The organism is Bacillus sp. N3378-2at (assembly GCF_033412715.1).
Lineage (GTDB): Bacteria > Bacillota > Bacilli > Bacillales > Bacillaceae > Bacillus > Bacillus subtilis.
Window position 1 is genome coordinate 3,907,362 of the sequence record NZ_CP117986.1, and the last position, 17,846, is coordinate 3,925,207.

Sequence of the window (17,846 nt, forward strand, 5' to 3'; positions counted from 1 at the left end):
AGGATGATTTATACTGCCATTGATATAGGCGCATCAAGCGGGAGAATCATGGTAGGTGAACTGAATGAAGGGAAGCTTGACATACAAGAGATTCACAGGTTCGCTAACGGTTTCAGTCAAAGAGACGGGCATTGCTTTTGGGATATTGATCATTTGCTAAAACAAATCCTGCAAGGACTGCAAAAAGTAAAGACGCTTGGGTATGAACACTGCACCGTAGGCATTGATACATGGGCAGTTGATTATGTCTTACTGGACGAAAAAGGCGATCGGTTGCGGGAAGCAATCTCCTACCGTGATAGAAGAACAGATCACACAATAGACAAACTGGAACATACCCTCTCAAAAGCCGCAATTTATCAAAAAACAGGAATACAATTTCAGCCTTTCAACACGATCTATCAATTGTATGAGGAAGACCGTGAGCTGCTGATAAAGACAGACAAAATTATGATGATTCCTGATTATTTAGGCTATTGTTTAACCGGAAAAGCTGTAACGGAAATCACAAATGCGTCCACAACACAGCTTTTAAACGCCTCAACGGGAAATCTTGATCCTGAATTGCTTGAAGCCGTGTCCGTTCAGGAACAGCAATTTGCCCCGCTGACTGAACCGGGGTGTGAACTCGGGAAGCTAAGAAATGAGTGGTTCCCGGATTATGATCTCCCGGCGTGCAAGGTGATGACAGTCGCAACACATGATACGGCCTCGGCCGTCATTGCAGCGCCAGGAATAAATGATGGCTGGGCGTATATCAGCAGCGGAACATGGTCGTTAATCGGGGTTGAAAACAAAACACCGATAATAACTGATCTTGCTTTAGAAAACAACTATACAAATGAACGCGGCGCAAACAACACCATTCGCTTTCTCAAAAACATTATCGGCATGTGGGTGATACAAGAAGTCAGACAACAGTTACAAGCAGATTACTCTTTCCAGCAGCTTGCAGAAGAAGCCAAAAAAACAGAACCATTCCAGCAATTTATAAACTTAAATGATAAACGTTTCCTGAATCCAGAAAACATGATAAAGGAAATACAACATTATTGCAGACAAACCCGCCAAAAGACTCCTCGCACTGCAGGCGAACTTGCCTGCTGCATCTACAGCAATTTAGCCATCATCTATGCGATAGCCATCAAAGAGCTCGAAACAATCACAGAAAAACCGATCGAGCAATTTCATATCATCGGCGGCGGAGCCCGGAATGATTTCTTAAATCAATTAACGGCAGACATGAGTGGAAAAGCGGTATATGCAGGGCCGATAGAGGCAACTGCCACCGGAAATCTTTTGATGCAAATGATTGCTGCCAAAGAAGTCAAAGACATAAAAGAAGCCCGGCAAGTCGTCAGAAATTCCTTTCCGATCAAAGTGTTTACACCTAAAGACATTGACAGAAGCACGATCATTCAGTCATTTCAGCAAACTGTTTTGAAAGCGCTATCTAAATGATGAAGAGGTGAAAAGGTTTGAAAAGAAAAGCCAGTATCATGTTTGTCCATCAAGACAAGTACGAAGAATACAAACAGCGGCATGATGACATTTGGCCTGAGATGGCAGAAGCACTCAAAGCTCATGGAGCACACCATTATTCCATTTTTCTAGACGAGGAAACAGGCAGGCTTTTTGCATATTTAGAAATAGAGGATGAAGAGAAATGGAGAAAGATGGCGGACACGGAAGTTTGCCGAAGATGGTGGAAATCGATGGCGCCATTAATGAAAACAAATTCGGATTTCAGTCCTGTTTCGATAGATCTAAAGGAAGTTTTTTATTTGGATTAAAAAACTGATAAAGGGAGAGAGCCGTATGACCATAAAAGCCAATTATGACAGTGCAAAACAGGCATATGAAAAATGGGGAATTGATGTTGAAGAGGCGCTTCGGCAATTAGAGCAAGTGCCCATTTCGATCCATTGCTGGCAGGGTGACGACATTGAAGGCTTTGAAGTAAATAAGGGCGAGCTTTCAGGCGGAATTGACGTGACTGGCAATTATCCCGGAAAAGCGCAAACTCCTGAAGAATTAAGAAGAGATTTGGAGAAGGCTCTTTCTCTCATTCCTGGAAAGCACCGCGTAAACCTGCATGCGATATACGCAGAAACAAACAGGGAAGCGGTAGAACGTGACGAATTGAAGCCGCAGCATTTTGAAAACTGGGTGAAATGGGCAAAAAACCTTGGTCTCGGTTTAGATTTTAATCCAACCTTGTTTTCGCATGAGAAAGCGGCTGACGGACTCACCCTTTCACACCCTGATCCCGACATCAGAGAATTTTGGATCAGGCATTGCATCGCTTGCCGCCGTATCGGGGAATACTTCGGGAAAGAATTAGGAACACCTTGCTTGACGAATATTTGGATTCCCGACGGCTATAAGGATATCCCGAGTGATAGGCTGACACCGCGTAAAAGACTAAAAGAATCACTGGATCGGATCTTCGCAGAGGAGATCAGTGAACATCACAATCTTGATTCAATCGAGAGCAAGCTGTTCGGGCTTGGCTCCGAATCATATGTTGTCGGATCTCATGAATTTTATTTAGCTTATGCTTTGACGAATCATAAGCTTTGTTTACTTGATACAGGCCATTTCCATCCGACTGAGACGGTATCAAACAAGATCTCGTCCATGCTGCTTTACACAGACAAGCTTGCCTTGCACGTATCGCGGCCTGTTCGTTGGGATAGCGACCATGTAGTGGTTTTGGATGATGAATTGAGAGAAATCGCTCTTGAAATTGTACGAAATCATGCTCTTGAGAAGGTCGCCATCGGTCTGGATTTTTTCGATGCCAGCATTAACCGTGTAGCCGCCTGGACCATCGGAACGAGAAATATGATCAAAGCTTTATTGTATGCCCTGCTTCTCCCGAACGGATATTTAAAACAATTGCAGGAAGAGGGCCGCTATACAGAAAGGCTGGCCCTGATGGAGGAATTCAAAACATATCCTTTCGGAGCCATCTGGGATTCCTACTGTGAGCAAATGGGCGTTCCGGTAAAAGAGGCATGGCTTCATGACATCAAAGAATATGAGCAACAGGTGCTTTTAAAAAGGAAGGCATCTTCTCCGATTGCCTAATAAAAAATCCGCCGCGGCATTTGCACGCGGGCGGATTTTTTTAAGCTTGATCAGCAGGGTATACAATCCCCATTTGCTTTCTTGCTTCTTCCATAATCTTTGCGGTGGTCAAAGACCGTTCAAATGTATTTTCTTCAGATTCCAGCTTATTCTCTTTTATGAGCGTGACAAATTCTTCTGCTTCATAGAACATCGCTGGTTTAGGATCAGGGATCGCGATGTTTTCAAGGCGGCCGTCCCGGTAGCGGATTTCAACACGTTCAGGCCGGTGAATCGTATCGATTACAATCGTCCCGTCTTCACCCTGGATTTCAGCCGGGGCATAGGAAGTAGAGATTTTGGAATGCATCAGAACAGCTTCGAACCCGTCGTAAGACAGAATGACAGTTCCTTCTCCGTCCACTCCGGAGGATAAAGCATATCCGTTTGCTTTTACATCCTTCGGCGCGCCAAACAACACAACAGCCGGATAAATACAATAGACGCCAATATCCATTAATGACCCATTGGAAAGCTCAGGCTGAAACGCATTCAAAACAGTTCCGCTTCTGAACGCGTCATATCGTGAGGAATACTGGCAGTAGCTTGCGGTAAATCTGCGGACAGTGCCGATTTTATGCAGGTGTTTTTTCAGCTCTTTGAAATTCGGCAGGAAAGTGGTCTTCATTGCTTCCATGAGAACAACGCCGTTTGCCTTAGCCGCTGAGATCATCTCTTCTGTTTCTTTTGTATTCGAAGCAAACGGCTTCTCACAAAGCACATGCTTGCCATGGTTCATAAAGAGAACGGCTTGTTCCTTGTGAAGAGCGTTCGGGCTCGCTATGTATACGGCATCAAAGCAATCGCTCGCCGCCATTTCCTGAAGGTCTGAGAAGGCATGCGCAGCGTTGTGTTTAGCAGCAAACTCGCCAGCGCGTTCAGCCGATCTTGAATAAACAGCAGTCAGCTGAAAATCTTCGATATCCGCTGCTGACTCAAGAAAGCGGTCTGTAATCCAGTTGGTTCCTATTATTGCAAAACGTATCACTCGTATCGCTCCTTTTGCATGATATAGCTAAATTATAGCTTAAAAAGAACAAAATCACATGATAGATATAAATAGAATGTTAAAACCGTGAAAGCTTTTCCAGCAATTAACGGTTTTTATTTTTCATTATAGGGACGATAGTGTACAATTTAATTAAACTATGTATGACGGAGGAACGATAGTGGAGACGTTGCAAACATGGAGCGGCAGATTCAAGCGATTCTTCTTGGACAATAAGTTTGTTTTATTTTTGCTTGTGCTGCTGCTGATTGGTTTAAATATTCTAGTATTTACAAAAACATCATTTATTTTCACCCCGATTATTGTTCTTCTCAAAACGATATCACTTCCGATTATTTTGACAGGCATTGTTTTTTATCTGTTAAACCCGGTCGTCGATTTCCTTGAGAGAAGAAGAATAAGAAGAATCTATTCTATATTGCTGCTATATCTATTGGTTATCGGGCTGATCACGATCACAATCGTGTCGATCATTCCCTTCTTAAAAGAACAAATTATGAGTTTAATCGACAACATCCCAAGATATGTGGATATCGTTGAAAATCAGACGAAACAGCTGATCGGCAGCAACTTCGTCAATCAGGCCCAGCAAACGACGAACATCAATATATCTGATCTCGCAACAAAGGTTTCAGATCAGGCAGCGACAATTGTGAACAGTACCTTTACCGGCGTTGGGAATTTTATCGGCGCCCTGACTGAGATTATCATTTCAATCGTTACGGTTCCGTTTATCCTTTTCTATTTGTTAAAGGACGGAAAAAAATTGCCGGTCTACATACTGAAGTTTGTTCCGACGCAATTGAAAGAACAGACATACACAGTCTTAAGCGAAATGAATCATCGGTTAAGCTCTTATATCAGAGGCCAGATCATTGTCAGCTTCTGTATCGGGTTTTTGCTGTTTATCGGTTATTTGATTATCGGGCTGGATTATGCTTCATTGCTTGCAGTCATTGCGGCTTGCACAAGCATCGTTCCATATTTAGGGCCAACGATTGCCATTACGCCTGCGATTATCATTGCCATAGTGACATCGCCGCTCATGCTGCTTAAGCTGGTGATCGTTTGGACGATTGTTCAGCTGATTGAAGGGAAGCTGATCTCTCCGCAAATTATGGGAAAAAACCTTCACATCCATCCGATTACGATTATTTTTCTGCTGTTAACAGCCGGCAAGCTGTTCGGCGTTGTTGGAATCATTCTTGCGATTCCCGGCTATGCGGTTGCCAAAGTCATTACGACACATTTATTTGACTGGTTTAAAATGCGGTCACATTTATACGATGAAGAAAAAAATGAAAATACGCCGGGGCATAAAGTGTGATTTTCGTTTATAGTTATATAAGACGGGCTTTCCATTTATGGGAAGCTCCCGTTATGTAAAAAAATAAATGTCTAATGGGGAGAATCAAAATCATGACTCTATGGGAATTGTTTGTAGCCGCCATTTTAGGAATCGTAGAAGGATTAACAGAGTACGCGCCGGTTTCTTCGACAGGACATATGATTATAGTAGACGACATCTGGCTTAAATCAAGTAATCTGATGTCAGAAGAAGCTGCTAACTCATTCAAGGTGGTTATTCAGCTAGGCTCCATTTTAGCAGTAGCTATCGTGTTTAAAGACCGAATTTTAAATTTACTGGGCTTGAAAAAAAATATTACAAGCGACCAGGAGCAGGGACATAAATTAAGCATTGCCCAAATTGCCGTCGGACTCGTGCCTGCAGCTGTTCTCGGCTTTTTGTTTGAAGATTACATTGATGAATATTTATTTTCCGTTAAAACTGTGGCCATCGGTTTAATTGCCGGGGCAATCCTCATGCTTTTTGCTGACTGGGTCAATAAACGGAAAACAGCGACAGACACACTCGACCGCATTTCCTATAAACAGGCGATAGCCGTCGGCTTATTCCAATGTCTTGCCCTTTGGCCGGGTTTCTCGCGTTCTGGTTCAACCATATCCGGAGGTGTTATTCTCGGATTAAACCACCGAGCTGCAGCCGACTTTACGTTTATTATGGCGATGCCGATCATGATGGGAGCCAGCTTTCTAAGCCTCGTGAAGCATTGGGACAGCTTAAGCTCGGATCTGATGCCATTTTTCATCGTCGGCTTTATCTGTGCCTTTGTTGTCGCACTGTTTGTCGTCCGTTTCTTCTTAAGGCTGATTAACAAAATCAAACTTGTCCCATTTGCAATCTATCGAATTATTCTCGGTGTGATTTTACTTTTGATCATGATGTAAGTCGAAAATAAGGCTCTTTTACGAGCCTTATTTTTTCTGTCAATTCAAGAGGAAACAGCTTGTTTTTCAAAATAAAATCATCTATAATAAACATGACATTACATACGGGGCCATAGCTCAGCTGGGAGAGCGCTACGCTGGCAGCGTAGAGGTCAGGGGTTCGAGCCCCCTTGGCTCCATACCTGTAAACCCTTATTCTATAAGGGTTTTTTTGTTTTGAGGAAAAGATTCATTCTCTGAATCCTCCAGTTGAGCGAAGTCAAAGTGAGCAGTTTATCTGTCAATCATGAATTTTCCAATACCTCCTTTTGTTCCTCAAAGACCGTCATGTCTTCCAAAGGAGGGGAGTAGACATGAAGAGACACCATTCGTTCGGATGTGGGATTAGACATTTTGTGAATTAAACCTTTGGTTGAAATAAGGCATTCTCCTTCGTGGACAAAGTATGAATTGGAGAGTTCTGCGTGTTCGCCGGCTGAGCGATAAATAGAATTAAGAAGCTTTCCTTCTAACACCATTGCACAACCAATGGATTGACCATGATCGTGGACTGTTGTCTCCTTGTTTGGCGGAATGTTAATCACGATAATTTCCAATTCATTATTTCGATAGATGGTATTTCGGCCGTAAGCGTACTGGTCTGGTTCCTTAATATACGGTTGACTCAATTTTGCTGCGTTTGGAATTTGTTTTAAAGACGTTGCTAAATCTTTAACCGGTGGATTTTTCAAGCCGCTAAAAATGTCTTGGATACACTCATACAGTTCCATTCGTTTTGCCTCCCGGAATATTTAGAATTTCCTTACATTGGTATTTCATAGGTTAATTCATGGTATTTACCCATATACAATTTAGAGGCGGCAAATGCCCAGTGAACACAAAAAAATGTGCGGCCAAAATGTTGTCTTATCACCAACTTATTCGAGTTTATTAGTTGGAATAGTGGGTTGAAAGGATTAAAACGGCCTGATTTAATTCGCTTGAGGGAACGAGCAGGGATTCATAAGTGCAGTTCTAGACACAATATCGGGGAAAAGCTTTCAAGCTTTCTATGTTGTGCTTGAAATTTACTCCATTGACAAAACACAATCGATTTGAAATAATATTTGATTATATGCTCATTTATTCACATAATTATAATAAAATAATATCATTTCCCCTGAAAGGGATAATATTAGAATGAAAGCTAATGGTATGCAAAATCTATTAGCTTCTTTTGTTTTCAAAAAATGATGTGTTTCGCATGGATTCATATAGGAAGGAATGACAACATGAAGACAAAACACTATTGGGTGATTTCTTTGCTCGCCGTCTTAGCGGTCGGGCCGGGATTGATGTCTAACACGGCATTGTCGTCAGTTCAAGGCCTTGTTCAGAAAGCGGTTGGAACAAGTGTCTTCACATCAGTAAATCCGATATTGATCGGCAATATGGCCTTTGCCTTGTTAGTTCCGGCAGGACCGCTGCTGAGGAAAAAATTCGGTGCGCGTCCCGTCTATCTGGCTTCATTACCTGTCTTTATACTAGGCTCACTGCTCATCGCATGTTCAGGCGATATTGCATGGATGGCGGCAGGGCGCTTTTTACAGGGGGCGGCAACAGGCGTCATGCTGATGATTATGATTCCAATGCTTGTACTGTCATTCCCGATTGAACGCAGGAACTATGCACTGCTTGTGCTGATCGGGGGATTCTATGGTTCTGTTATCATCGGCACAATCCTCGGAACCATTGCAACAAGCTGCGGGCATTGGAGATGGCTGTTTTTCATCTTTGGCACCTTGTCCCTGATCGGTGTCGCGGTGAGCTATTTCTTTCTTCATGACGAGCATCACGGGGCGTCGGATCAAGAACAGCCGCTTGATCATGCGGAAATTCTTTTATCTGTTTTCCTTGCCGCAGCCTCAGCGGTTTCATTCATTTTTCTGCAAAAATGGGGGCTGTCATCGGGTTATGTATGGATTGGTTTCGGGGTGACGTTATGTTTGCTCATTGGTCTATTGATTGTGGAATATAAAGTGAAAAACCCATTCATATCTATTAAACTGATGCTGCTGCCAAAACCGGTGCTTGGCTTATTGATCATAGCTGCAGGGACGATAACGGTAGCTGTCAGCCTGTCTGCTTTTCAAGGCTTGCTCCGTCAAATGTATGATATTTCTCAGGAGCATCTCATTCTTTTACACTTGACTCTTTTAATCGGAGTGGCGATCGCGGCCATTTTGAGCGCTCTGTTTTATGATAAAGTCGGACCAGGGATGCTCGGTATTATCGGCGGACTCATTCTCGTCTTTGTGAATTTTCAATGGCTGCATATGCAGGATCGATCATCTCTTTATATGTTCGCGGCACTGTTTATCATGCTTGCAGCGGGAACAGGCCTGACAGTCGCCGCAGGGCTGATGGGAGCTGCCATGGGAGGCCCGCTGCCTGATTTGGTCAAGAGAATGACAGCTGTTCAGTTTTTAAGATTGTTTGTCTATATGGGAGTTCCTATTCTCATCGGCTTTTTCACGAAAAAAGATGCTGCCAGACAAAGCGGTTCGGTACAGGATTCTATGATGACTGCTTATCATGATCTCTTCTTCATTTCTTTTATCCTTAGCGTGCTGCTCGTCTGCCTGTCATTTTGTATGAATGCCACTGGAATGGGGCACAAGCTGGCACATAAACCACATGATAAAGCGAAAACAGCTTCGGAAAAACCGGCCGTTTCAGCAGAAGGTTTGTCGAAGGCAACTGTCAAATCTTATAAAGTAATAAATGATACGGAATATCGTAATGCACTCAGAAATTTACAAAAATAGAAACATGGTAAAAACCTTTTCATTGAGCGAAAAGGTTTTTATTTTGCAATCTTTTCCCAACTTTATCCCTAAAGAATTGAAAAATATTAGAAGTGCAAGTAAAATTCTAAAAGGTAGATTCTTTTACATTCGTAATCTTTTAATTCGAAGGAAGGTTTTCATGGCCCGTAAAAAACTTAAAAAACGTAAACTCTTGATTTCACTATTTTTCCTTGTATCGATTCCGCTAGCTCTGTTTGTTTTAGCGACAACTTTATCAAAACCGATTGAAATATCCAAAGAAACTGAAGAAATCGATGAACAGCAAGTATTTATAGACAGTCTGTCCGGACATGCCCAAATTTTGTATGAAAAATACCATGTTCTCCCCAGCATCACAATTGCTCAGGCCATTCTCGAATCGGACTGGGGGAACAGTGAACTGGCTGCTAAGGCCAACAACCTTTTTGGCGTAAAAGGGAATTATAAAGGCCATCATGTCACGATGGAAACGGACGAAGTTGAAAAAGGGAAAAGAAAAACCATTCGCGCGAAGTTTCGAAAATACAGCACGTTTTTTGAATCTATGGATGATCACGCCCAATTGTTCGTCCGTGGCACATCGTGGAATAAAAAGAAGTATAAACCGGTGCTTGAGGCAGGGAATTATAAGGAAGCGGCAACCGCCCTGCAAACATCAGGATATGCTACAGACCCTGACTACGCTGACAAAATCAGCGCTATTGTGGAAAAATACGATTTAGATGAGTACGATGAGGTAAATCCATCCCTCAAATCTGTGGATTTAAACGCCTCTATTAAAGACAGTGCCGTTCAAGACGTATGGTCCAAGCCCTCTACTGATGATCGGTCCATAAGGCTTACCTCTGCCCAATCTTACGTCGGCAAAGACATAAAGGTTGTGTCTAAAAAACAGAAAGGCCAGTCTGTATGGTACCAATTCCAAATCAATGATAAACTTATCGGCTGGATTGATGATTCAGCTGTTGAAATAAAGGAGGCAACCTAAGCCCTTTTTACTGGTATTTTTAATTCTTTGTTCCATTACGGGGAATTTGAGGTATAATATTCCACGGAAGTTATCACTTTTTAACTATGCTTTCGGGAGGGAACAAAGGTGCAGAAATATAGACGCAGAAACACGGTTGCCTTTACAGTATTAGCTTATTTTACTTTTTTTGCGGGAGTATTTTTGTTTAGTATCGGACTCTATAATGCTGATAACCTGGAACTCAATGAAAAAGGTTATTACATCGCTGTTATGATACTTGTAGCAGTTGGTGCGATTCTTACACAAAAAGTGACCCGTGATAATGCGGAGGATAACGAAATCATCGCGGAACAGGAAAAAAGACAAAATCAATCTCATATCGAATCATAAAAAAATCCGGCGACTGCACGCCGGATTTTTTTGATATCACCCTGTAAACACTTCGCCATCAGGGTAACGGATATTTGATTGCTCTGTTTTTGCGAATGAAAACACGAACGTTAAAGGACCAATTCTTCCGATAAACATGATGACAATAATGATACACTTGCCAGCTGTTGTCAGTTCAGGAGTAAGCCCCATCGTAAGGCCGACAGTTCCGAATGCGGAAAAGGTTTCAAACACAATTTGAAGAAATGGCGCTTGTTCTGTGATCGTCAGGGCGAAAATCCCTAAAAACACGATGAACAAACTGGTGACGCTCACAGCTAAAGCTTTAATGATAATCGGATATTTGATAGAACGGCGGAAAATAACCGTTTCTTTTTTACCTCTCAAGTAAGCAATAACAGATGTTAAAATCACGATGAACGTAGTCAGCTTAATGCCGCTCGCCGTTGATGCGCTTCCTGCTCCGATAAACATCAATAATAAAGTAAATACAATTGTTCCTTCTCTCATGCTTCCAAAATCTAGAGAATTGAAGCCTGCGGTTCTCGGCGTCACTGCCTGAAAATAGGACGCCCACAGTTTATCCACTATATGCAGGTGGCCGAGCGTCCCAGGGTTGCTGTATTCTAAAATAAAGACCGTAAGCATAGCAATCGCATTCAACATCAGCGTTCCTGTAAGCATGAGCTTTGTATGTAAAGAAAAAGCTTTAAAACGCCGATTTTTCATCACATCAAACAGAACCGTAAATCCGATCCCTCCTGTAACAAATAAGAAAGTAATCACGAGGTTTACTGTAGGATCGCCAACGTAGCTCATCAAATTATCAGGCCACAACGAAAACCCGGCATTGTTAAAAGCAGATATTGCGTGAAACAAACTTGCAAACAAGCCGGATGACCAGCCGTACTGAGGTACAAGCCGGATGGATAAAATGAGTGCTGCTATCAATTCAATACTGATCGAAAACAGAAATAGGACTTTGACAAGGCCAATGACACCGCCGATTGTCGGCTGGTTTAAGGCTTCCTGGACGAGCATTCGTTCTTTTAATCCGATTTTTTTTCCTAATATCATGACGATCAAGACCGCAAACGTCATAAATCCAAGCCCGCCAATCTGAATCAGCCCCATAATAACTGTTTGCCCGAATACCGTAAATTGAGTACCGGTATCGACAACAGCAAGCCCTGTAACAGTTGTAGCGGAAGCCGCAGTAAAAAGAGCATCTATCCATGACAATGGCTTCGTAGTGGAAATCGGAAGCATTAATAGGACAGCCCCGATGATAATGGTAAGGAAAAAACCAATGGCAAGCACTTGAGGCGGTGTAAACCGAACCCATTTGATCACTTTATCCTTTTGAAGTGTCACCTTTGTCTACATCCCTTCGTTTTCAAAACGTTTAATATCCTTTTTGTGGCCCATGATCACCAGGCAATCTTGCTCGTGAATGATGTCTTCAGGCGCGGGGGAAAGACAGATATCTCCATGATGTTTAATGGCCAGGATCGTGCAGCCGTACTTTGCTCTTACATTCAGGTCAATAATCGATTTTGAATCAAGCTTGCGCGTAGCCAGCAGCTCGACAATACTGTATTCATCAGATAGATCAATGTAATTCAAAACATTTTCGTCTGAAAGGCTTTGTGCGATTTTAACTCCCATATCTTTTTCAGGATGAATAATCCGGTCAGCGCCGATTTTTTCAAGCACCTTGTGATGATAATAGTTTTGAGCCTTCACCCAAATATTTGGAATATCAAGCTCCTTTAATAATAGGGTGGTCAGCGTACTCGCTTGAATATTTGCTCCGATGGCAACAATCACATATTCAAAATTGCGTATTCCTAATGAAAGCAATTCGTTTTCTTCGGTGGCGTTGGCAATTACCGCATGAGTGGCGTAAGAAGCATATGCATTGACCTTTTCTTCGTTGATATCAACCGCAAGGACCTCATGCCCCATTCTATGAAGTTCTTTACAAATGCTGCCGCCAAACCGGCCCAGACCGATCACGGCAAATTGCTTATTTTTAATTCTTCCCAATGTTCATATCTCCCTTAGTGAATTAACGTTTCTGAAGCAAAAAAGACCATTGCAAAGAATGGCCAAATAATAGACCTCCTCTCTGTATACGCCTACGAGGTTAGCTGTCGGATTAGGGATTCAGAGTACCCCCTCTTACTTAGTAAGATTCACCCCAAGGCTGTTAATAAAACAGCCAATCGTTGGTTCCCCCGTTCGTGTTTGATTAAGCGGTAAAAGAGACTGTATGAAATTGAACACTCAAGAATTTACTCCTGTTTCTAGTGTTTGTCAATTTAAATTTTAAACCAGAAAAAAGATAACGGGGATTAGAGAAAAAGGGGAGGGTAAAACGCAAAAAAGACCGGCGTTAACCGGTCTTTTACATTAGTTGCAACCGCAAGGCTGAGTCGGAGGAGTGCTGCGCTTAGCCACGTCAATGCTGGCTTCTGCGTAAAATTTATTTCCGATGCTTAATGATTTATTCTCTGCACGGAAAGTGTATGTACCAGCGGCAGGAAGTGTTTTGTTATTCAGTTTTAATTTAAATTCGCCAGCTCCTAACAAATCAAGTGCCAAAGGAACTCTTACTGTTTTCCCGTTATTGAGGATCTGTGTTGTACGCAAGGCATTTCCGTTCAGTGTGTCTTTCGTGTTTGCAGTAAATCCGCTTGGCAATGTAAACTCCATAACGCCAAGGCTGAGAAGCGTGTTTGGACGGTAAGTCAATTCGATATCTGAGAAAGACCATTCCGTTTTGCTGGCGCCAGTGATTGTTGCGAACAATGAAGCTGTAGACTGTGTTCTCATAGTAGATTCAGTATGAGCTTTAGTTGATGTAGATTCAGCCGCGAAAGAAGCTGTAGGTGCAGAAACGAGTAACCCGAGACTTAATGCACTAATTGCCAAAGAAGATAATAATTTGCGTTTCATAACAAAATTCCCCCTAAAAAATGATAAATTAAACAGGCCTGCCCGCTTTTCACCTCCTCTGAAGGCCAAATACAAATTTTACCTACATAAAATTACCATCAAATATTTTGGAAGTAAATGGGGCGTTTTTCCCGTATTTTTCAAATTTGTAGTAGTTACATCAAAAAAACGCCTGGTTTCCCAGGCGTTTTCTGCTTTACTTTGTTTCGATCGGTATAAATTTAAAAATTTCTCCGGTCTGCACCGATTCAGCAAGCCGTTTCAGCCAGTCATAGTAAGCTTTAGAGCTTTCCAGCTGATCATATAACTGCAGTGCTTCATTTTTGATATCCTCATCGAGATCTTCCTTGCATAAAACCTTTTGTAAATCAGCTTGAGCTTCCTCGATCGCTGCTACATTCACTTGAACCTCCCGCTCCCATTTAGGTGGAAAGAAATTTGTGAAAAATTTAAAGAAATCCTTCTCAGCCACAAATGTATGCTTACGGATGCCCCGGTGAAATGTTTTTTTCACTACATTTAAGTCTTGAAGCTTTTTGACGCCTGTGCTCATGCTTGGTTTGCTCATTTGCAACTCCTCACGCATTTCGTCAAGCGTCATCTCATCCCTCATATACATCGTCCCATATAAAATCCCGACACTGCGGGTAATTCCGTAAAGATCCATCGTTTCAGCAATGGAGTCAATAACAAGATCCCGAGCCTGTTCTATAGCTGCAAATTCTGGATTTTCATCCATACTGACCCTCTTTTCCTTTAGAAAATTAAATTCGTTAAGTTATTTCTTTATGTTCTTTATCTTAACGAAACATGAGGAAAAGTCAAAAAGAAAAATCAAAATGGGACTTTGACAGTTTAAAAACCATATGTTAGATTAAGGTTGTTAAAAACATTAAATTTTTATTTAACAAACTTTATTTACGTCAAGGAGGCTTATATGAGTCAAACATTATTCATTGACGGAGAATGGATCAGTGCCGAAAAAGAACAGATCCGCAGTATTATCAACCCATTTAATCAAGAAGAAATTGCAACTGTAAGCGAGGGAGGGCGAGAGGACGCCATCAAAGCAATCGCAGCCGCACGCAGAGCATTTGACAAAGGAGAATGGTCATCGCTATCCGGGCTTGAACGCGGAAAAATTGTTCTGAAAATTGCGGAATTAATCAGACGTGATCTTGAGGAGCTGGCTGAGCTTGAATCTCTTGATACAGGAAAAACACTCGAAGAAAGCAAGGCCGATATGGACGATATCGCCAATGTTTTTCAATATTACGCCGGCTTGGCAGACAAAGATGGCGGAGAGATCGTTTCATCTCCGATTCCTGATTCAGAAAGCAAAATTATTAGAGAGCCAATCGGGGTTTGCGGCCAGATCACTCCATGGAATTATCCGCTCCTTCAAGCGAGCTGGAAAATCGCCCCTGCACTGGCTGCAGGAAACACAATCGTCATGAAGCCGAGTGAGATTACGCCGCTGACGACAATCAAAGTCTTTAAGCTGATGGAAGAAGCCGGTGTACCAAAAGGTGTCGCAAATCTTGTCCTTGGACCGGGAGCCACAGTGGGCGACGAGCTTGCCGTAAACAAAGACGTCGATTTGATTTCGTTTACGGGCGGAATTGAAACAGGCAAAAAAATCATGCGGGCGGCAAGCGGAAACGTCAAAAAAATCGCCCTTGAACTTGGCGGGAAAAACCCAAATATTGTTTTCAAGGACGCGGATTTAGAAGTTGCGGTTGATCAGGCCTTAAACGCTGTATTTTTCCACGCCGGCCAAGTATGCTCTGCAGGTTCCCGCTTGCTTGTTGAGGATGCCATTCATGATCAATTTTTGGCGGAGCTGGTCAAACGGGCAAAACGCATAAAACTCGGAAACGGTTTTCATGCTGAGACAGAAAGCGGTCCGCTTATTTCGGCGGAGCACAGGGCAAAGGTAGAAAAATATGTAGAGATCGGAATAGAGGAAGGCGCGAAGCTGGAGACAGGAGGCAAACGCCCGGAAGACCCTGCGCTTCAAAACGGCTTTTTCTATGAACCTACTATTTTCTCAAACTGTAATTCTGACATGAGAATCGTTCAGGAAGAGGTTTTCGGTCCGGTATTGACAGTCGAAACCTTCAGCTCTGAAGAAGAGGTAATCGAGCTTGCGAATGATACCATCTATGGCTTGGCTGGAGCGGTATGGTCAAAAGACATTGAAAAGTGCGAACGGGTAGCAGCCCGCTTGAGAATGGGAACCGTTTGGATCAACGATTTTCATCCGTACTTTGCACAAGCGCCATGGGGCGGATATAAGCAATCCGGGTTCGGACGCGAGCTTGGAAAAATAGGCCTTGAAGAATACACAGAAGTCAAACATGTATACCGCAATACAAAACCGGCAGCGGTTAACTGGTTCAATTCATAAGAGGGGGAGATTGATGATGACATTAAATATGAAGGTAGAAAGCATGCAGAAATTCCACACATTTGAAATTCCGACTGTGATTAAGCATGGAATCGGAGCCATCAAGCATACGGGTGAGGAAGTAGCTGCACTGGGCGTTTCAAAAGCGCTCCTTGTCACAGACCCAGGGATTTATAAAGCCGGTGTTGCTGATCCTGTAATCGAATCACTTAAAGAAGCAGGCATTGAAGTGGTGCTCTTTAATAAAGTTGAGCCAAACCCGCCTGTCCGTCTGGTGAATGAAGGATCTGAGCTTTACAAAAAAGAGAACTGTAATGGTTTGGTGGCAGTCGGAGGCGGAAGCTCCATGGATACAGCAAAAGCAATCGGAGTAGAAGCGACTCACGAAGGAAGCGTGCTTGATTATGAAGCGGCAGATGGGAAAAAACCGCTGGAAAACCGCATTCCTCCGCTGACGACAATTCCCACTACAGCTGGAACAGGATCAGAAGTAACCCAATGGGCGGTTATCACAGATGAAGAAAGAGAATTCAAATTCAACACGGGCGGTCCGCTGATTGCAGCGCACTTGACCATCATTGATCCTGAGCTTCATGTTTCAATGCCTCCGCATGTAACAGCTATGACGGGAATTGATGCGCTCGCCCATGCCATTGAGTGCTATACAATGAAATTTGCACAGCCAATCACGGATGCGGTTGCCTTAATGGCGATTGAGTATGCCGCTCATTACATTAAGAGGGCATTTGCTGACGGAGAGGATCTGGAAGCAAGGTACGGAATGGCGCAGGCTGCGATGCTTGCCGGTCTTTCTTACGGAAGTGAATCAGCGGGCGCGGCTCATGCGATGAGCCAAACGCTTGGCGGTATTATCCCAGTCGCTCACGGCCAATGTGTAGCGGCGATGATGGGCCCTGTCATGGAATACAACTGGAAGGGCTATCCTGAGAAGTTTGCGCGTATTGCGAAAGCGTTCGGTATTGATACAAGCAAGATGACAACAGAAGAAGCTGCGAAAGCATCTGTCAATTGGATGTATGATCTGGTCGAAGATTTAGAAGTGCCGACTTTAGAAGAGCAGGGAGTATCACCTGATATGATCGAACGCTTGTCTAAAGAAGCTATGAAAGATCCGCAAACCTTCGGAAACCCTAGAGATTTAAATGAAAAAGCATACAACTGGATCTACAAGCGCTGCTTTAACCTTACGCCTAAAACGGTATAATCAAAATCCCGCTCCTTTACAGAGCGGGATTTTTTGGGATAATGAAGCATAGGTGGAAATTTTAGATAAGAAGGAAGGTGCCAGCTGATGTGGAAGCGGATGACTGCAAAAGCGGAAGGCTTATATATCGCAGAAACAGAAAGCTTCGTAACAAAGCAAATGGACAAGCTTGATTTTGATTATGGCGGCATCCCCGGCGACTTGCATTTTGGCCTGACCAAAAAAGCGGGAGCCAGAGAACCAATGTTTTCAAGAGGGACTGAAATTTTCAACCGCAGACAAATTTCAATTGTTTCAATAGAGGAATGCAACGAAATCGCTTTAAAAATGGGAGTGCCGAGAATTTTGCCGGAATGGCTCGGGGCGAATGTGGCAGTCAGCGGTATGCCAGATCTTACTTCATTAAAAGAAGGAAGCCGGATTATTTTTCCGAGCGGAGCGGCTCTGCTGTGTGAGGGCGAAAATGATCCGTGTATCCAGCCGGGAGAAGTCATTCAGTCCTATTATCCGGACAAGCCGAAGCTGACGCCGGCTTTCGTCCGCCACGCACTGGGCATTAGAGGGATTGTCTGTATTGTGGAGAGACCTGGTGCTGTTTACACAGGTGATGAAATAGAAGTTCATTCCTATCAGCGAAAAGTCAAACGAAAAGCAGAAAGGGTCTGATGAAA

The 17,846-nt window shown here is 43.0% G+C and carries 17 protein-coding genes, 1 tRNA gene and 1 riboswitch; of the genes, 12 read left to right on the forward strand and 6 right to left on the reverse strand.

Annotation, left to right across the window (positions count from 1 at the left end; genetic code table 11):
• Nucleotides 1-3: 3 nt before the first annotated feature.
• The 3 genes from rhaB to rhaA are packed head-to-tail and all read left to right on the forward strand — an operon-like array spanning nucleotide 4 to nucleotide 3,093.
• Nucleotides 4-1,461, forward strand: coding sequence for a rhamnulokinase (gene rhaB, locus PUN35_RS20895; RefSeq protein WP_003228920.1), 1,458 nt, complete (start codon nucleotides 4-6; stop codon nucleotides 1,459-1,461).
• Nucleotides 1,462-1,478: 17 nt separating this feature from the next.
• Nucleotides 1,479-1,793 (forward strand): L-rhamnose mutarotase, encoded by a 315-nt coding sequence (gene rhaM / locus PUN35_RS20900; protein WP_014480666.1) that lies wholly within the window; start codon nucleotides 1,479-1,481, stop codon nucleotides 1,791-1,793.
• A gap of 25 nt (nucleotides 1,794-1,818) precedes the next feature.
• Nucleotides 1,819-3,093, forward strand: coding sequence for an L-rhamnose isomerase (rhaA, locus tag PUN35_RS20905; protein WP_003228924.1), 1,275 nt, complete (start codon nucleotides 1,819-1,821; stop codon nucleotides 3,091-3,093).
• Nucleotides 3,094-3,133: 40 nt separating this feature from the next.
• On the opposite strand, the gene iolU is transcribed toward rhaA, so the two are convergent.
• The gene (iolU, locus tag PUN35_RS20910) at nucleotides 3,134-4,120 is read right to left on the reverse strand and encodes a scyllo-inositol 2-dehydrogenase (RefSeq protein WP_003228926.1); all 987 of its coding nucleotides are present in this window, start codon (nucleotides 4,118-4,120) and stop codon (nucleotides 3,134-3,136) included.
• Nucleotides 4,121-4,301: 181 nt separating this feature from the next.
• Between iolU and PUN35_RS20915 the strand changes: the two genes are divergently transcribed.
• From PUN35_RS20915 to PUN35_RS20925, 3 genes are all read left to right on the forward strand, one after another.
• The gene (locus PUN35_RS20915) at nucleotides 4,302-5,468 is read left to right on the forward strand and encodes an AI-2E family transporter (RefSeq protein WP_014480665.1); all 1,167 of its coding nucleotides are present in this window, start codon (nucleotides 4,302-4,304) and stop codon (nucleotides 5,466-5,468) included.
• Between the two features lie 92 nt (nucleotides 5,469-5,560).
• A complete protein-coding gene (locus tag PUN35_RS20920) occupies nucleotides 5,561-6,391 on the forward strand; it encodes an undecaprenyl-diphosphate phosphatase (protein WP_014477785.1) in 831 nt (276 codons plus the stop codon).
• A gap of 106 nt (nucleotides 6,392-6,497) precedes the next feature.
• Nucleotides 6,498-6,570 (forward strand) — tRNA-Ala (locus PUN35_RS20925).
• A 105-nt stretch (nucleotides 6,571-6,675) separates the two neighbouring features.
• On the opposite strand, the gene cdoA is transcribed toward PUN35_RS20925, so the two are convergent.
• Nucleotides 6,676-7,161, reverse strand: a complete 486-nt coding sequence (cdoA, locus tag PUN35_RS20930; RefSeq protein WP_014480664.1) for a cysteine dioxygenase — start codon at nucleotides 7,159-7,161, stop codon at nucleotides 6,676-6,678.
• Between the two features lie 501 nt (nucleotides 7,162-7,662).
• Between cdoA and PUN35_RS20935 the strand changes: the two genes are divergently transcribed.
• The 3 genes from PUN35_RS20935 (at nucleotide 7,663) to PUN35_RS20945 (ending at nucleotide 10,579) form a co-directional block, all read left to right on the forward strand.
• Nucleotides 7,663-9,198, forward strand: a complete 1,536-nt coding sequence (locus PUN35_RS20935) for an MFS transporter (RefSeq protein ID WP_014480663.1) — start codon at nucleotides 7,663-7,665, stop codon at nucleotides 9,196-9,198.
• 160 nt (nucleotides 9,199-9,358) lie between these two features.
• Nucleotides 9,359-10,207, forward strand: coding sequence for an exo-glucosaminidase LytG (lytG, locus tag PUN35_RS20940; protein ID WP_003228938.1), 849 nt, complete (start codon nucleotides 9,359-9,361; stop codon nucleotides 10,205-10,207).
• A 108-nt stretch (nucleotides 10,208-10,315) separates the two neighbouring features.
• The gene (locus tag PUN35_RS20945; RefSeq protein WP_003222348.1) at nucleotides 10,316-10,579 is read left to right on the forward strand and encodes a YiaA/YiaB family inner membrane protein; all 264 of its coding nucleotides are present in this window, start codon (nucleotides 10,316-10,318) and stop codon (nucleotides 10,577-10,579) included.
• Nucleotides 10,580-10,615: 36 nt separating this feature from the next.
• Here PUN35_RS20945 and ktrB read toward each other — a convergent pair whose 3' ends face one another.
• The 4 genes from ktrB to gbsR all read right to left on the reverse strand — a co-directional run bounded on the left by ktrB (nucleotide 10,616) and on the right by gbsR (nucleotide 14,279).
• Nucleotides 10,616-11,953, reverse strand: coding sequence for a Ktr system potassium transporter KtrB (ktrB, locus tag PUN35_RS20950; RefSeq protein ID WP_014480662.1), 1,338 nt, complete (start codon nucleotides 11,951-11,953; stop codon nucleotides 10,616-10,618).
• Between the two features lie 6 nt (nucleotides 11,954-11,959).
• Nucleotides 11,960-12,628, reverse strand: a complete 669-nt coding sequence (ktrA, locus tag PUN35_RS20955; protein ID WP_003228942.1) for a potassium uptake protein KtrA — start codon at nucleotides 12,626-12,628, stop codon at nucleotides 11,960-11,962.
• Nucleotides 12,629-12,701: 73 nt separating this feature from the next.
• Nucleotides 12,702-12,850: riboswitch (cyclic di-AMP (ydaO/yuaA leader) on the reverse strand.
• Nucleotides 12,851-12,994: 144 nt separating this feature from the next.
• Nucleotides 12,995-13,540, reverse strand: a complete 546-nt coding sequence (gene bslA, locus PUN35_RS20960; RefSeq protein WP_003243556.1) for a biofilm surface layer hydrophobin BslA — start codon at nucleotides 13,538-13,540, stop codon at nucleotides 12,995-12,997.
• 196 nt (nucleotides 13,541-13,736) lie between these two features.
• On the reverse strand, nucleotides 13,737-14,279 hold the full coding sequence (gene gbsR / locus PUN35_RS20965) for a transcriptional regulator GbsR (RefSeq protein WP_014480661.1): 543 nt from the start codon (nucleotides 14,277-14,279) through the stop codon (nucleotides 13,737-13,739).
• Nucleotides 14,280-14,477: 198 nt separating this feature from the next.
• On the opposite strand from gbsR, the gene betB reads away from it, so the two are divergent.
• The 3 genes from betB to PUN35_RS20980 all read left to right on the forward strand — a co-directional run bounded on the left by betB (nucleotide 14,478) and on the right by PUN35_RS20980 (nucleotide 17,841).
• The gene (betB, locus tag PUN35_RS20970) at nucleotides 14,478-15,950 is read left to right on the forward strand and encodes a betaine-aldehyde dehydrogenase (protein ID WP_014480660.1); all 1,473 of its coding nucleotides are present in this window, start codon (nucleotides 14,478-14,480) and stop codon (nucleotides 15,948-15,950) included.
• Between the two features lie 16 nt (nucleotides 15,951-15,966).
• The gene (gene gbsB / locus PUN35_RS20975) at nucleotides 15,967-17,175 is read left to right on the forward strand and encodes a choline dehydrogenase (protein WP_003243227.1); all 1,209 of its coding nucleotides are present in this window, start codon (nucleotides 15,967-15,969) and stop codon (nucleotides 17,173-17,175) included.
• Between the two features lie 87 nt (nucleotides 17,176-17,262).
• On the forward strand, nucleotides 17,263-17,841 hold the full coding sequence (locus tag PUN35_RS20980; RefSeq protein ID WP_014480659.1) for an MOSC domain-containing protein: 579 nt from the start codon (nucleotides 17,263-17,265) through the stop codon (nucleotides 17,839-17,841).
• The last annotated feature ends 5 nt before the right edge of the window (nucleotides 17,842-17,846 follow it).

Excerpts from the sequence above, each read along its gene's own strand:
- rhaB (WP_003228920.1), top strand. The coding sequence starts at position 4 with ATGATTTATACTGCCATTGATATAGGCGCATCAAGCGGGAGAATCATG.
- rhaA (WP_003228924.1), top strand. The coding sequence starts at position 1,819 with ATGACCATAAAAGCCAATTATGACAGTGCAAAACAGGCATATGAAAAA.
- PUN35_RS20920 (WP_014477785.1), top strand. The coding sequence starts at position 5,561 with ATGACTCTATGGGAATTGTTTGTAGCCGCCATTTTAGGAATCGTAGAA.
- cdoA (WP_014480664.1), bottom strand. The coding sequence starts at position 7,161 with ATGGAACTGTATGAGTGTATCCAAGACATTTTTAGCGGCTTGAAAAAT.
- PUN35_RS20935 (WP_014480663.1), top strand. The coding sequence starts at position 7,663 with ATGAAGACAAAACACTATTGGGTGATTTCTTTGCTCGCCGTCTTAGCG.
- lytG (WP_003228938.1), top strand. The coding sequence starts at position 9,359 with ATGGCCCGTAAAAAACTTAAAAAACGTAAACTCTTGATTTCACTATTT.
- bslA (WP_003243556.1), bottom strand. The coding sequence starts at position 13,540 with ATGAAACGCAAATTATTATCTTCTTTGGCAATTAGTGCATTAAGTCTC.
- gbsR (WP_014480661.1), bottom strand. The coding sequence starts at position 14,279 with ATGGATGAAAATCCAGAATTTGCAGCTATAGAACAGGCTCGGGATCTT.
- betB (WP_014480660.1), top strand. The coding sequence starts at position 14,478 with ATGAGTCAAACATTATTCATTGACGGAGAATGGATCAGTGCCGAAAAA.
- gbsB (WP_003243227.1), top strand. The coding sequence starts at position 15,967 with ATGACATTAAATATGAAGGTAGAAAGCATGCAGAAATTCCACACATTT.
- PUN35_RS20980 (WP_014480659.1), top strand. The coding sequence starts at position 17,263 with ATGTGGAAGCGGATGACTGCAAAAGCGGAAGGCTTATATATCGCAGAA.